Origin of the sequence: Gordonia sp. SCSIO 19800 (assembly GCF_018132775.1) — a bacterium.
Classification (GTDB): domain Bacteria; phylum Actinomycetota; class Actinomycetes; order Mycobacteriales; family Mycobacteriaceae; genus Gordonia; species Gordonia hongkongensis.
This window is the reverse complement of sequence record NZ_JAGRQM010000018.1, coordinates 92,860-107,656: the sequence shown is the minus strand read 5'-3', so window position 1 is coordinate 107,656 and position 14,797 is coordinate 92,860. Positions and strand designations below refer to the sequence as shown.

At 68.0% G+C, this 14,797-nt stretch carries 9 protein-coding genes and 3 pseudogenes; 5 read left to right on the top strand and 7 right to left on the bottom strand.

The features are described from left to right. Positions 1-245 (bottom strand): annotated as a pseudogene (locus KB201_RS18750) (IS110 family transposase); the annotation flags it as partial. 390 nt (positions 246-635) lie between these two features. Next, positions 636-1,478: a sulfurtransferase gene (locus KB201_RS18745; RefSeq protein ID WP_065632580.1), complete on the bottom strand. Its 843-nt coding sequence runs from the start codon at positions 1,476-1,478 to the stop codon at positions 636-638. 108 nt (positions 1,479-1,586) lie between these two features. Here KB201_RS18745 and KB201_RS18740 point away from each other — a divergent pair, with 108 nt between their 5' ends. Further along, entirely contained in the window at positions 1,587-2,756 is a 1,170-nt protein-coding gene (locus KB201_RS18740) for a metallophosphoesterase (RefSeq protein WP_211540086.1), read from the top strand. A 243-nt stretch (positions 2,757-2,999) separates the two neighbouring features. Here KB201_RS18740 and catC read toward each other — a convergent pair whose 3' ends face one another. The 4 genes from catC to KB201_RS18720 all read right to left on the bottom strand — a co-directional run bounded on the left by catC (position 3,000) and on the right by KB201_RS18720 (position 6,289). Continuing rightward, positions 3,000-3,281 (bottom strand): muconolactone Delta-isomerase, encoded by a 282-nt coding sequence (gene catC, locus KB201_RS18735; protein ID WP_165629568.1) that lies wholly within the window; start codon positions 3,279-3,281, stop codon positions 3,000-3,002. Further along, complete coding sequence (gene catA / locus KB201_RS18730; RefSeq protein ID WP_078112730.1) at positions 3,281-4,147, bottom strand: catechol 1,2-dioxygenase; 867 nt, start codon at positions 4,145-4,147, stop codon at positions 3,281-3,283. The genes catC and catA overlap by 1 nt, the downstream gene beginning before the upstream one ends. Before the next feature lie 61 nt (positions 4,148-4,208). Further along, positions 4,209-5,312, bottom strand: a complete 1,104-nt coding sequence (locus KB201_RS18725) for a mandelate racemase/muconate lactonizing enzyme family protein (protein ID WP_078112731.1) — start codon at positions 5,310-5,312, stop codon at positions 4,209-4,211. Then, positions 5,309-6,289 (bottom strand): LysR family transcriptional regulator, encoded by a 981-nt coding sequence (locus tag KB201_RS18720; RefSeq protein WP_078112762.1) that lies wholly within the window; start codon positions 6,287-6,289, stop codon positions 5,309-5,311. The genes KB201_RS18725 and KB201_RS18720 overlap by 4 nt, the downstream gene beginning before the upstream one ends. 220 nt (positions 6,290-6,509) lie before the next feature. Between KB201_RS18720 and benA the strand changes: the two are divergent. The 4 genes and pseudogenes from benA (at position 6,510) to KB201_RS18700 (ending at position 14,085) form a co-directional block, all read left to right on the top strand. Further along, positions 6,510-7,905 (top strand): annotated as a pseudogene (gene benA / locus KB201_RS18715) (benzoate 1,2-dioxygenase large subunit). A gap of 36 nt (positions 7,906-7,941) precedes the next feature. After that, positions 7,942-8,499, top strand: a pseudogene (gene benB / locus KB201_RS18710) (benzoate 1,2-dioxygenase small subunit). Positions 8,500-8,508: 9 nt separating this feature from the next. Further along, positions 8,509-11,331, top strand: a complete 2,823-nt coding sequence (gene benC, locus KB201_RS18705) for a benzoate 1,2-dioxygenase electron transfer component BenC (protein ID WP_078112732.1) — start codon at positions 8,509-8,511, stop codon at positions 11,329-11,331. 21 nt (positions 11,332-11,352) lie between these two features. Continuing rightward, complete coding sequence (locus tag KB201_RS18700; protein ID WP_078112733.1) at positions 11,353-14,085, top strand: LuxR family transcriptional regulator; 2,733 nt, start codon at positions 11,353-11,355, stop codon at positions 14,083-14,085. 52 nt (positions 14,086-14,137) lie between these two features. Here the strand turns inward: KB201_RS18700 and KB201_RS18695 are convergent, their stop codons facing one another. Further along, positions 14,138-14,797, bottom strand: a complete 660-nt coding sequence (locus KB201_RS18695) for a 3-oxoacid CoA-transferase subunit B (RefSeq protein ID WP_078112734.1) — start codon at positions 14,795-14,797, stop codon at positions 14,138-14,140.

The following is a 14,797-nucleotide window of genomic DNA, read 5'->3' as shown; positions in this document are numbered from 1 at the left end:
TCGAACGGGGCGTCTTCGAGGAGGTAGTAGAACGGTTTCCAGTAGTCGCCGGTGGCTTCCATGACCACACACGTCACCTGCTCGGCGATCAGATGATCCCGCAGCCGCAGAATGTCGCCGGTCATCGACGACCAGGTCGTGGTCTCCTGCAGGGTCTTTCGGCCCGGACTAGCCGCTCGGACACAGACTTTCACATCCTTTTTCGACACATCCATCCCGGCACATCGGGCATGCAGCACTTCCATCTCGGTCTCCTTTTCGAGTCCTCGAAAAGTGGGCTGCGGACGGGGCGAACAAAATGCAGGAGTCTAATCCGCGTGCTCATAGCAACAATCCACGATTCCCGTGGCAGGCCCCGCGCCTCACACTGAGGTACTGGCTCTTCGGCACAAGGGAGGAATTCAAGGTCACCGCATCCCACCCCTCCACTATCGACCCCCCACGCGCCGGTGACCAGCACGAACTCTTCGACCCCCACGACGGCCGCCAGGCCGCAGATACTGAGGTGCGAGGAGCGCAAGCGACGAGCCACGAAGGGTCCTGGCGAGGTGCATGGCAAACCCTTCGTGACGCGCCCTCCGCAGGCTCCGGGCGCTCCTCAGGGAGCAGAGGGTGCGGCTTGCGCTCCTCTCGCCTCACGGCCGGTCGCCCTCGGCGACCGGCCGTTCCGGGTCCGACGACCACTGCGAGAACGAACCCGGGAACAGCGCGGCGTCGATCCCCGTGATGGCAAGCGCCGCGATCTGGTGCGCGGCATTGATCCCGGAACCGCAGTAGACGACGACATCGGAGCCGGCCCCGCCGTCGATACCGACATCTGCGAACCGGCGTCGTAGCTCCTCCGCCGGACGGAAGCGGCCGGAGGTGTCGACGTTGTCCGCCGTCGGGACACTGATCGCCCCGGGGATGTGGCCGGCGCGCGGATCGACCGGTTCGACGTCGCCGCGATAGCGTTCGGCGGCCCGGGCGTCGAGCAGGTGTGCCGGCCCGGCCGCGACGTCGTCGATGGTCGCGACCGGCAGGTGTCCGGGGCTCAGGGTCACGTTGCCCGCTCGCGGCCGACCGCCGTCGCCCGTCGTCGTGCGCAGGCCTTCGGCACGCCACGCCGCGAGGCCGCCGTCGAGAAGTCGCACGTCGGCGACACCCGCCCACCGCAGCAGCCACCAGGCGCGCGCGGCCGCGAGGTTGCCGGAGTCGTCGTAGACCACCACCGGGACGGCGTCGTCGATCCCCCATCGCCGGGCCGCCTCCTGGAGGTCGGCGACGTCGGGCAGCGGATGCCTGCCGCCGACCGGCCCGGAGGGCGGGGCCGCCAGTTCGGAGTCGAGGTCGACGTAGACCGCACCGGGGATGTGACCCTCGCGATAGGCGTGCCGACCATCGAAGTCGCCCAGCTGCCAGCGCACGTCCAGCAGGATAGGCGGAGTCGCCAGCAGCATCTCGGCCAGCTCGAGCGGGGTGATGAGGACCTCGGCCATGGCGGCGAGGGTACCAACGCGAACCGATGGCAGAATGGGGCAATCCGCCCATGACCGGGCACCTGGCCCTCCGTCGCCCTGCCGTCACCACCCTCAGGAGTCCATCCCGTGGCGTTGTTTCCTGCCGTCGTCTTCGGACTCATCACGTTCTGGCTGCATCGGCGCATGGTCCGCGCGACCGCGATGCCGCGCCCCTGGTCGATCATCGCCGACGTGGCGCTGGTCGTGCTGTGGGCGCTCGCCCTCATCGGCTTCGCCACCGGACGGGTGCTCGACCCGTCGTGGGCGCGGCCCATCGGCACGATCGGGCTGATCTGGCTCGCCGCCGTCTTCTACCTGTTCCTCGGCCTCGCGGTGGTGGGCCTCGTGTCGTTCGCCGCACACATCGTCCGCTGGATCCGGCGACGTCGATCCGGAGTGCAGGACAACCCCTCGTTCGCGGCCCGTCGGCTCAGCAAGCTCCGGGTCGCCACGGCCGCGATCGTGGTGGTCGCGCTCGGGGTCACCGGCTACGGGGTGTGGGAAGCATCTCGCCCCCAGGTCGTCGACGTCGACGCCACGTTCGCGAGCCTGCCGCCGCAGTTCGACGGAACGCGCATCGCGGTGATCTCCGACCTGCACGTCGGCCCGGCCCGTGACGCGTCGTTCACCCAGCGCGTCGTCGACGACGTCAACGAGCAGGAGCCGGATTTCGTCGTCCTCGTCGGCGACCTCACCGACGGCACCATCCCGAACGTCCGCGACACCCTCGAACCCCTCGCGGATCTGGATGCGCCTCTCGGGGTCTTCGGTGTGAGCGGCAACCACGAGTACTACGCCGACGACGGTGGCCGGTGGCTCGACGTCTGGGAGGAATTCGGCGTGCGCACGCTGCGCAACGCACGAGCGCCCATCGAGGTCGACGGCGCGACCATCACACTCGCCGGCGTCCACGACGCCACCGCCCCCGAACCGTACGAGCCCGACCTCCCGGCGGCGTTGGCGGGAACGTCTCCCGAAGACTTCACCCTGCTCCTCGCCCACCAGCCCAAGCAGGCCGTCGAGGCATCGGATCTGGGTGTCGACCTCCAGCTGTCCGGGCACACGCACGGCGGCCAGCTCTGGCCCATCCGCTACCTCGTCCGTGCCCAGCAGCCGACGATCACCGGGCTCGACCAGATCGGGAACACCACGATCTACACCACCCGCGGCGCCGGCGCCTGGGGCCCGCCGGTCCGTGTCCTCACGCCGCCGGAGATCACGATCCTCACGCTGCGATCGGCGCCGCCTGCCTCCTGATCCGAAAGAACCACATAACCGCAGGTCCCAGCCCCTTGCTCCCTGAGGTGCGAGGAGCGATAGGGACCCAACCCCTGCTGCCTGAGGTGCGAGCGAAGCAAGCCACGAAGGGTGTAGCAACGTATCTCACCAGCCCTTCGTGGCTCGTCGCTTGCGCTCCTCGCACCTCAGGGACCAGGTGTTTTGCTGTTTTTCGGATTAGCGAGCAGATGGGCGGGCTCGCTTCTCGAGGAGCAGCGGCCGTCAGCCGTTGATGTCCGACGGATGGGTTGCCAGTGGGGTGACCTTGATCCGCATGTACGGGAACAGCGGCAGACCTGACAGCAGGGTGTGCAGTTCGTCGTTCGACTCGACGTCGAAGATCGAGTAGTTTGAGTACTCCCCGACGATCCGCCAGATGTGCGGCCACTTGCCGGCGCGTTGTAGATCCTGCGAGTACGCCTTCTCCCGGGCGACCGTGTCGGCCCGGACGTCGGGGTCGAGGTCGTCGGGGATGGACACGTCCATCCGCACGTGGAACAGCATTACTTCGCCGGATCCAGCACGAAGTCGTAGGAGATGGTGAAGCCGCCCTTGCCGTCGTCCTTCGGGTCCAGCACCAGTTCGGGCTTGACGGCGCTGGCGACGTCGTCATCGTTGTGCGGGTCGCCCGGGAAGTACAGCTGTGCGGTCAGCTGCTCGTGGCCCGGTGCCGAGACCTTGAGGTGCAGGTGCGCGGGACGCCACGGATGCCAACCGGCCGCGGAGATCATCTTCCCGCACGAGCCATCGGTCGGGATCATGTACGGCGCGGGCCGGATGGTGGTGATCTCGAAGCGGCCCTCGTCATCGGCGGTGAAGGTGCCGCGCAGATTCCACTCCGGAATTCCCGGCGCGAACTGCGAGTAGAAGCCGTCGTCGTCGGCGTGCCAGAGTTCGACAGTGGCGCCGGCGAGGGGGGTGCCGTCGCACGACCGGACCTGGCCGGTCCACACCAACGGATCGCCGGGCTCGTTGTCCCGCATGGGCAGAGTGCCCTTGGCGCCGAGTTCCGGAGCGTCCGGGACGTAGTACGGGCCTTCGATGCTGCCCTTGTTGCCCTGACGATGCGAGGTCGCGACGTCCTCGACGACGTGCTCCACCCAGACGTCGAGGAACAGCGGCCACTCGCCGTCCTCACCGACGTTGATGAGCCACGCCTTGAGCGCGTTGTACTCGTCGTAGGTCACCTTGTGCTTCCGGATCACCTCGTGCACGCCCGCGAGGACCTCGTTGATGAGGGCCGAGACACGTTCCGGCGCAGTGTCCTTCACTGCCTCGAACGGAGACTTGTCCGCGTGGAACCGCTCGGTGGCGGAGGCGCCGGACGCCGCGGCGGTGGCGACTTCCTGGGGATGCTCGGTGGTGGTCATGTTCTTCTCCTTGCTACTGGGTTCGCGGGGCTGCCACGAGACGTGTTGTGGGCGTGCGGGTCTAGTTGTCGGTGCGATAGCGGTCGAGCTTGTCCGGATCGATCTCGAAACCGATGCCCGGCGCGGTCGAACGGTGCAGGTGGCCATCGCGGATCTGCAACGGCTCGGTCAGCAGGTCGTCGCTCATGTCCAGGAAGTTCGACAGCTCACCCGCGTAGCGCGAGGTCAGCTCGAAGGCGCTGCCGAAGGCGAGCGTGCACGCCGTCCCGATCTGTCCGTCGATCTGGTTGCCCATGACGACCGGGACGCCCAACCCCTCGGCGAGGTGATGCGTGCGGCGTGAGGTGGTGAAACCCGACCGCGCGGTCTTGATGCTGACGGCGGTCGCCGACCGGCCGAGGATCTCGCGGGTGACGTCGGCCGGCGTGGGCACCGATTCGTCGGCGATGAACGGCACCGGCAGCTGTTCGACCAGCCACCGGCGACCGAGCACATCGGCTGCGTCGCAGAGCTCTTCGGCGAACAGCAGATCGAGGTCGGCCATCTCCCGCATGGCTCGCGCCGACTCGGCTGCGGTCCAGCCCCGATTGCCGTCGACGTAGAGTTCGACGTCGCTGCCGAACCGCTCGCGGAGCGCGCGGACGACCGCGGTGTCGAGGGATGCCGGGTGACGTCCGACCTTCACCTTGAAGGTGCGGATCCCGTAGATGTCGACCATCTTCTCGGCTTCGGCGACCATCGCGGCCGGCTCTGCGAAACCGAGCATGTGACTGACGCGCATCCGGTCGGTGTAACCGCCGAGCATGTCCCCCACGGGCAACCCCAGGACCTTGCCCAGCGCATCCCAGATCGCCATGTCCACAGCGGATTTCGCGGCCGGGTTGCCGACCGTGCGAGCCACCCGGGCGGCGACCACCTCACGCTCGAGCAAGGTGAGGCCGACGACCGCGGGCGCGAAGATGCCCTTGATCACGGCGATGATGCCGTCCTGGGTCTCGCCGTAGGTGAACGGGCGGGGCGGCGCCTCGGCGACGCCGACCACGCCGGCGTCGGTGTGCACCCGGACCAGCACGTGGGTCGCGGCGTGCACCTCGCCGGAGGCGAACCTCAGCGGCTTCAAGTACGGGATGGCGAACGGAATCGCCTCCACAGCGGTGATTTTCACGGTTTCTCTCCAGATCGAGCACCCAGTCGGGTCCTCACGGAACGGTGGTCGGCAAGCTGGGTGTCGCGCGACTCTGCGGCGGAATCGGCGAAGGCGGAATCGGCGAAGGCAGCGGCGATGACGTCGGCGACCGCGGTGACGACCGGGTCGTCGGAACCCGATCGCCAGGCGAGTGCCACCTCGACGGTGTCGGCATCGACGAGGTCGCGCACCACCAAACCGTCGAGCGGAAGTGACCGCACCGAGGCCGGGAGCAGGGCGACCCCCAGCCCGGCGGCGACCAGGGCCAGCAGCACCGCGGTACCCGGCGCCTGGTGCGCCCGGTGGGGAACGAAACCCGCTGCGCGACATGTCCGTATCGCGGCGTCGTTGACGGCCGAGTCCCGGCTGTCGTACAGCACGAACGGCTCGTGGCGGAGGTCGGCGACGGAGACCACGGGCTCGGCGGCCAGTCGGTGATCGACCGACACCGCGAGAACCATCGGCTCGACATCGATGACCGTCGTGTCGATGTGCTCCCCGATCGCCGGCGGGCGCAGGATCCCGAGGTCGAGGGTGCCGGCGCGCAGGGCGTCGCACTGGCCCGGCGTGAGCATGTCGGACTGGATACGAAGATCCACATCGGGCAACTCCCGCTTGACGACCCGCGCGATGCGCGGCAGATGGGAGAACGCGGCGATACCGGTGATACCGACCCGGACGAGGCCGCTGCGGCCGGCGGCGATCCGACGCACGCCGTCCACGGCTTCGTCCACGCCGGCGAGAATTCGCTCGGCCTGGGCCCTGAGGTACTGCCCGGCCGGGGTGAGCGACACCTGACGGGTGGTCCGCGTGAACAGGGTGACGTCGAGCTCGGCCTCGAGCTGGCGGATTGCGTACGACAGCGCGGGCTGTGCCACGTGCAACGACTCCGCTGCCTGCCCGAAATGACAGGTGTCGGCCACGGCGGCGAAGTACCGCAAGTGCCGTAGCTCCATGACCCGCCTCGTCTCGTACTGATCGACACCGCGGTTGTGACCGCGGACACGTCTCACGGTAGAGCGTCGATCCATACATGACAAAGACACAAATTGCGGCAATTGATTGAGGCCATTGATCAATAGGCTGCTTGGCCAGGACTGGCAATTACCCGGGTGTGATCGCCACCACGTGCTGCCACAGTGCAGAGAGCAGCCCACTTCCCGGAGGTATACGACCATGACCGCGTCCGTATCGGAACACTTGAATCATGTGAACTCGGTCCTCGACGACGCGGTCGTCGACGACCGAGACGCCGGTGTCTACCGCGCCAACCGTCGGATCTTCACCGATGAGGACATCTTCGAGTTGGAGATGAAGCACATCTTCGAGGGCAACTGGATCTATCTCGCACACGAGAGCCAGGTCCCCGAACCTGGCGACTACTTCACCACCTACATCGGCCGGCAGCCCGTCGTCATCACCCGCGACAAGAACGGCGAGTTGCACTGCCTGATCAACGCCTGTGCGCACCGCGGCGCGATGATCTGCCGGCGCAAGACCGACAACCGGATGACACTGACCTGCCCGTTCCACGGTTGGACGTTCCGCAACGACGGGACCCTTCTGAAGGTCAAGGATCCCGATGGGGCCGGTTACCCCGACACCTTCGACGTCGACGGCTCGCACAACCTGACCAAGGTCGCCCGCTTCGACAGTTACCGCGGCTTCCTGTTCGGCAGCCTCAACGAGGACGTCGCCTCGCTAGGGGAGCATCTCGGCGACACCCGACTAATCATCGACATGCTGGTCGACCAGTCGCCGGACGGCCTCGAGGTGCTCCGCGGCGCGTCGACCTACACCTACGACGGCAACTGGAAGGTGCAGGCGGAGAACGGCGCCGACGGCTACCACGTGACCGCAACCCACTGGAACTACGCGGCCACCACGTCTCGTCGCAGTACCGGGGAGTCGAAGAACGACACCAAGGCACTCGACGCCGGCGGTTGGGGAAAGTCCGGCGGCGGCTATTGGTCCTACCCCAACGGTCATCTGTGCCTGTGGACCTGGGCGGCCAATCCACAGGACCGTCCGCTGTGGGATTCGATGGAGCAGCTCAAGGAGATCCACGGCGACGCCAAGGGCGAGTTCATGGGTGAAGGGTTCGCGCAATCTATGCCTGTACCCGAATGTCTATCTGATGGACCAGTTCTCGACGCAGATCCGCCACTTCCGTCCGATCGCGCCGGACAAGACCGAGGTCACCATCTACTGCATCGCACCCAAGGGTGAAAGCGACTCCGCGCGGGCTCACCGTATACGCCAGTACGAGGACTTCTTCAACGCGTCCGGGATGGCGACTCCCGACGACCTCGAGGAGTTCCGGTCGTGCCAGCTCACGTTCCGGGCGCAGGCCGCGCCGTGGAACGACATGAGCCGCGGTGCCGAGCACTGGCTCACCGGTCCCGATCCCGTCGCCGAATCGCTGGGCATGACCGGGGTCATCTCGGCCGGCGTCAAGAACGAGGACGAGGGGCTCTACCCGGTCCAGCACGGTTACTGGCTCGAGCGGATGCGCGCAGCTGCCGCGAAGGAAGAGGCGGCGGCCGAACAAGCAGCGGCCCCAGCCCAGTAGACCGCCGCCCAGCCCACCGCCCTGAAGGAGAGCACCATGACCACCGCTGAGACCAATTCCGCCGCTGTCGATCCCGCCGGGTCGGGCATATCCACCGGCGGAAAGCTCATCACCCAGAACATGATCGAGCAGTTCCTGTACCGCGAGGCCCGCTACCTCGACGACCGCGAATTCGAGAAGTGGCTCGACTGCTACGCCGACGACGTCGTGTACTGGATGCCGGCCTGAGACGACCGTGATCGACTCACCGAGAACCCGCACCGCGAGATCTCGCTGATCTACTACGGCAACAAGGGCGGCCTCGAGGACCGGGTCTTCCGCATCCGCACCGAGCGGTCGTCGGCGACCTCACTGCCCGAACCCCGGACGAGCCACAACATCGGCAACGTCGAGGTCATCGAACGGCGCGGTGATCTCGTCGACGTCCGGTTCAACTGGCACACCATGTATTTCCGGTACAACACGGTCGACCCGTACTACGGGACCTCCTTCTACACGATCGACTTCTCCGGCGAGCAGCCGTTGATCCGGCGCAAGACGATAGTGCTGAAGAACGACTACATCCACCACGTGGTGGACATCTACCACTTCTAGGACCCGTCCATGACTGTCACCACCGACAACGGCGTCGGCGCCGACCTGCGAACCCCCGACGGCGAGGCCACCATCCATCAGGTGGCGCTGTCCTTCGAAGACGGTGTCACGCGGTTCATCTCGTGCCGCGAGGACCAGACCGTCGCCGACGCCTCCTACCGTCAGCGGATCAACATCCCGCTGGACTGCCGCGACGGGGCCTGTGGAACGTGTAAGTCGTTCTGCGAGTCCGGCGATTTCGACGGCGGGGTGTACATCGAGGACGCGCTCTCCGACGACGAGTCCGCCGCGGGCTATGCGCTCCCCTGTTGCATGAAACCAAAGTCCGATCTCGTGCTGCAGATCCCGGCGACCTCCGATGTCGCCAAGACCCAGGCGTCCCGATTCACCGGCACCATCGTCGAACTCGATCGACTCTCGGACTCGACCATGCGTCTCGAGGTCCGGATCGAGAACCGCGGGGAGCTGGCGTTCCTGCCCGGACAGTACGTCAACATCGAGATCCCCGGCAGCGACGACGGCGAGGGCACCCCGGTGTCCCGGTCGTACTCGTTTGCCAACGGCCCGCACGAGGACCGTCTCGTCTTCCTCATCAAGCTGAGTCCCGGCGGCGCGATGTCGACCTACCTGACCGACCGCGCCGCGCGCGGCGAGGAGATCGCGTTCACCGGTCCGCACGGATCGTTCTTCCTGCGCGAGGCCACCCGCCCCGTGCTGCTGCTCGCCGGCGGCACCGGCCTCGCGCCGATCTTGTCGATGTTGCGGAAGCTGCACGCCGACAACAGCCGTCGCAAGGTCCACCTCATCTACGGGGTGTCCACCGACACCGATCTGGTCGCCCTCGACGAGATCGAGTTCTTCGCCGAGCAGCTGCCCGGTCTGACGTGGGACCACTGTGTCTCGGACCCGGCGAGTTCCGCGGTCAACAAGGGCTACGTGATGAGCCTGATCGAGCCGGCCCATCTCTACGACGGGGATGTCGCGATCTACCTGTGCGGTCCGCCGCCGATGGTGGAGTCGGTCCGCAAGCACGTCGCCCAGGCCGGCATCGCGCCGACGGGCTTCTACTACGAGAAGTTCGCGCTCGCGGCGCGTCCGGAGGCCGGTGCCGACGACGGCACAGTCGACGAGACCGAGGTGCTCACCGACGAAACCGCCCGGGTGACTACCGCGGCGTCCGACTCGTCCGCGCCGGACGCCGACGACCCGATCATCGTGGCCGCGAACGCCCGGTCGATCGCCGGACAGCAGACTCTCCCGGCCGCAGACATGGCGGCCTGGTCGGGTGCACGTCCGTCGGTCGCCGGCGACGATTCACTGGTCCGGATCGCTGGACAGGTCGTGTGGCACAGCGAATCCGATGACCGCGGACTGGACTCCGATGCGGGGTTGCTGCGACCGACGGCGTCGCATCCGGCGGGTCCGGCACGGTCGATCGCCGGTCAGGAGGTGTTCGCGTCGTCGAGCCTGGAACCGCTGCACGCAGCGGTGCCCGAGGTGCCGACCGAAACGCCCACCGTCGGGGACACCGTCGCGGGACCGGCAGTCGTCGGTTCGCAGGGCTACCAGATCGGCGAGGAGCATCCGGCGATCCACGAGTCGGATGCCCTGTTCGAGGCCCGGGCCGCACTGGAACTGGGCGCCCTCGAGCTGACGTTCGGGCGCTTGTCCACGCAACAGCTGGCCGGTTACCGTCTGCTCGCCGACGCCACGGTGCCGTACGTGGACGGTGATCGCTTCGTCGATGCCGCGGAGTACACCGAGACCAATGCCGCGTTCCACGACTATCTCTTCGCCCAGACCGGTAACGATCACCTGCTCGAGGCCTACAAGGCGCTCGGCGTCAAGGGCCGCATGAGTGAGGTGCTACGGAACGCGACCTGGTGTCACCCGTTGTGCGCCCAGGACCACATCGATATCGTCTCGGCGTTCGAGGCCGGGGACCACGACGCGGCACGGGCATTGATCGCCGCGCATGCCGACCGGTCGAAGCAGACCATGCGCCGAGCGATGGCCGACGAATCGGTTTCGCGTCGACCGCGTTTCGTCACCCCGGGCCGGTTCGCCGGCAAGGTCGTCGTCATCACCGGTGCCGCACAGGGGATCGGCGAGCAGACCGCCCGGCGAATCAGCGCCGAGGGCGGCAGGGTCGTCCTCGCCGACCGGTCGAAACTGGTCGCCGAGGTGTCCCGCGATCTCGACGCGAACGGTCCCGGCGCGGCAGCCGCCATCGCCGACCTGGAGGGTTTCGGCGGCGCCGAGTCGGTGATCCGGCAGGCGTTGTCCACGTACGGTCGGGTGGATGTGCTGATCAACAACGTGGGCGGCGCCATCAACTTCAAACCGTTTGTCGAGTTCACCGAGGAGCAGATCCGGGCCGAGATCGACCGGTCGCTGATGACGACGCTGTACGCGTGCCGGGCGGTCCTGCCGTCGATGACACGCGCCGGGGGCGGGGTGATCGTCAACGTCTCCTCGGCGGCGACGCGAGGCATTCACCGGATCCCGTACTCGGCGGCGAAGGGGGCGGTGAACGCGTTGACCGCGTCACTGGCGATGGAGTACGCCGACGACGGGATCCGAGTGGTCGCCACGGCGCCGGGAGGCACCGAGGCACCGCCGCGTCGGATCTCACGCGGTACACCGGAGCCGCGCAACGAGATCGAGTCACAGTGGTATCAGGCCCACATCGACCAGACGATCGCGTCGTCGTCGATGCACCGGTACGGCACGCTCGACGAGCAGGCGGCCGCCATCTGCTTTCTCGCTTCCGACGAGGCGTCGTACATCACCGGGACCGTGCTGCCCGTCGCCGGCGGCGATCAGGGTTGAGCTGCTGACTAGTATGGACCGATGATGGTCACCGGCGGGTGCGTCGGCCGCGACCGCGAGATCGAATTGCTCTTCTCGCGGCTCGACGCCGTGTCGGAGTCGGGTTTTCTGGCCGTCACGGGAGATCCCGGAATCGGCAAGTCGACGCTGCTGAGGCACCTGGTCCGGCGGCGGCTGTCCGCTCCGACAACCGGTTCCACGTTGTGGGCCGCGGTCTCACCGTGGCGAGCGCACACGCCCGGCGCACTCATCCGGCAGCTGGTACAGGACCGGCCCGACGCCACACCCGCGACCGCTGCCGACCCGACCCCGGACGACCTGCTCGACGCACTACTCGCAGCGGTCACCACTCCTGCAGAGTCATCGACCGAGGTGCCCGGCGACACCGCCGGACTCATAGCCGTCGACGACGCCGACCTCGCCGACGAGGAGTCACTGCAGGCGTTGGTCTCACTCACCCGAGAACACCGGGATCGCCGAATCCTGGTCGTCCTCACCATGTCTCGGCCGGGCGCCCGGCTCGTCGGCAACGCACTCGACGAGCTACGACTCGACGGCCTGGACCCAACGGGTACTGCCGACCTCGCCGCGCAGCGCGGCATCGTGCTGCACCCGGCGATGCGGGAGGAACTGGCCCGGCAAACCGGCGGGAATCCCCGCGACATCGTGGCCCTGCTCGACGAGGCCCCGCCAGGCACCTGGTCCCGCACCGGCGTGGGACTGCCCGCGCCGGCCCATGTCGTCGCGATGGTGCGGAAGCGATTGCCGGACAACGGCACCTCGGCTCGCGCGCTCATCGAAGCGCTCGCGATCCTCGACCCGGCCGAGCCCCTCGCCACCGCGATTGCGCTCGCCGGGATCACCGACCCCCTGGCCGCGATCGACGACGCGCGCGCAACCGGTCTGGTGACGGACGACAGGGCATTGACACCCGCGGAGGCGCAACCGCGTCTCGCGGGTCCCCTGGTGCGGGCCGCCGTCCTCGAGGTCCTCGGCATGAAGACCGTGGGCGACGCCCACCGTCGGGCTGCGGACCTCGTCGACGACCCTGCCCGACAGCTCCATCACCGCGTCGCGGCCACCTCGACGGTCGACGCCGCCCTCGCCGACGCCCTCACCGACCTGGCACGCGCCCGCGGCGCCGACGGTGCGTGGGCCGAGGCCGCCGGGCTGTACGGGCAGGCGGGCCGGCTCACCCCCGATCCGTTGCAGCGCGACACACGGGTGACGCTCGCGGTCGATTCGCTCCTCGCCGCTGGCGACTGCACCGGTGCCGGCGCCCTCGTACCGACCGTGGAGAGCCTGCGCGAGACACCACTGCGCAATGCGACCCTGGCGTACCTCGCCATCCTGCGGGGCCGGTCGGCGGAGGCACAGCTGCGTCTCGACCGGGCGTGGGCGATCGTCAACGTCGAGCGCAAGCCCGATGTCGCCGCCCTGATCGCGCAACGTTTCGTCCTGCACAACCTGGTCCGATGCCAGGGCACCGAGTTGGTGGACTGGGCCGATCGCGCGGACGCGATGGCCGACGCCGGATCGGCCGCCCGAGTGGAGGCCGCCGTCATCCGTGGACTCGGACTGGCCTGGTCGGGACACCCGGATGCCGCACGCGCCGAGTACCAGACGGTGTCGGAACGGGTTCGATACGGCGCGCAGGCGCAGCGTGCGATCATGGGTCGCGGTTGGCTCGAACTCGGCCTCGACGAGATCGACGCTGCGCGTACCGATCTCGAAACCGCCGTGTCGATGGCGCAGCTCGGTGGCTCCACCCGGATCACGTTGTGGGCGCTGGCCTGGCTCGCCCGGGTCCAGTTCCTCACCGGCGACTGGGACGATGCGCTGCGCGGCGTCGAGGCCGGCCGCGCGCTCGCCCGCAACAGCGGCATCGCGCTCACCACGCCCCTGCTCAACTGGACTGCGAGCCAGATTTATTCGCTGCGCGGGAACTGGGAGGACGCGCATGGAAGTATCGCACAGAGCAGCACCTCCATCGGCGACTACGAGATCATGCGGATACCGGACCTGCTGGCCCGGGCCCAACTGGCGGAGGCCGCAGCCGACTACGGCAAGGTCCGGCGGATACTGACGCCGCTCGTCGCGATGGCCGAGTCCGTCCCGGCCCTGTCCGAGCCGGGCCTGTGGCCGTGGGTCGACGTCCTCGCCAACGCACTGGTCCTCGAGGGACGGCACGAGGCCGCCGACGATCTGCTGCGACGCTACGAGATCCGGTCCGCCGAGCGGGGCCACCGGTCGTCGGCAGCCCGGATGAAGTACGCGCGCGGCCGCCACCTCGGCGCAACCGGTGACATCCACGGAGCACGGCGCACCTTCGAGGAGGGCATCGAACTCCTCGACGGTCTCGGCCTGCGCTACGACCAGGCGCGGGTGAACTTCGCCTACGGCCAGACGTTGCGACGTGCGGGCAAGCGCCGGGTCGCCGACGCCGTCATCGGGACTGCCCGCGACCTGTATCTGTCACTCGGCGCGACCACCTACGTCGAACGCTGTGAACGCGAACTGAAGGCGGGCGGTCTCGCGACGTCGCGTGGTGAGAACCACACCGCCACAAAGGGTGCCGCCGAACTCACGCCGCAGGAGGAGGCAGTGACCGCCCTTGTCGCGCGCGGCCTGTCGAACCGGGAGGTGGCGGCCGAGCTCTACATCTCACCGAAGACGGTGCAGTACCACCTGACCCGGATCTACGCGAAGCTCGGTGTGCGGTCCCGCGCCGAACTCGCAGCCACCCGCCGGTGACGTCGACCGTGCGTCAGACTCCGTCGACCGTGCGTGTGTACCTGCAGGCGATCTATGCTCCGGCCGTCGCGTAGGCGGCGGTGCGGTCGGTGACCGGCGCACCGGTCCGGTCCTCGACCATCCCCAGGTCCACGCCCGGGGCGAACTCGACGACGTCGAATCCCGTTCCGGCGATGTCGAACACACCGAGGTCGGTGATCACGCGACTCACCACGCCGCGGCCGGTCAGCGGGAGCGCGCAGCCCTCGAGCAGCTTGGGCTCACCCTTCTTGGTGACGTGATCCATGAGCACGATGACCCGGCCGGCGCCGTTGACGAGGTCCATGGCGCCACCGATGCCCTTGACGAGGGCACCCGGCACCATCCAGTTGGCCAGGTCGCCGTTCATCGCGACTTGCATGCCGCCGAGGACCGCGACGTCGACGTGGCCTCCGCGGATCATCGCGAAGCTCGTGGCCGAATCGAAGTACGACGCCCCGGGCAGGACCGACACGGTCTGTTTGCCGGCGTTGATGAGGTCGGGGTCGACCTCGTCGTCGTAGGGAAACGGTCCGACGCCGAGGATGCCGTTCTCGGCGTGCAGGTGGACGCCGGAGTTGTCGGGCATGAGGTCCGGAATCATGGTGGGCAAACCGATTCCCAGGTTGACGTAGTCACCGGGGGTGAGTTCGCGGGCGGCCCGGGCGGCCATCTCGGTACGGGTCCAGGTCAT

Bases quoted from the DNA above. Each gene is read 5' to 3' on its own strand.
- KB201_RS18745 (WP_065632580.1), bottom strand. From the start codon at position 1,478: ATGGCCGAGGTCCTCATCACCCCGCTCGAGCTGGCCGAGATGCTGCTG.
- catC (WP_165629568.1), bottom strand. From the start codon at position 3,281: ATGCTGTTCCACGTGCGGATGGACGTGTCCATCCCCGACGACCTCGAC.
- catA (WP_078112730.1), bottom strand. From the start codon at position 4,147: ATGACCACCACCGAGCATCCCCAGGAAGTCGCCACCGCCGCGGCGTCC.
- KB201_RS18720 (WP_078112762.1), bottom strand. From the start codon at position 6,289: ATGGAGCTACGGCACTTGCGGTACTTCGCCGCCGTGGCCGACACCTGT.
- benC (WP_078112732.1), top strand. From the start codon at position 8,509: ATGACTGTCACCACCGACAACGGCGTCGGCGCCGACCTGCGAACCCCC.
- KB201_RS18700 (WP_078112733.1), top strand. From the start codon at position 11,353: ATGATGGTCACCGGCGGGTGCGTCGGCCGCGACCGCGAGATCGAATTG.
- KB201_RS18695 (WP_078112734.1), bottom strand. From the start codon at position 14,797: ATGACCTGGACCCGTACCGAGATGGCCGCCCGGGCCGCCCGCGAACTC.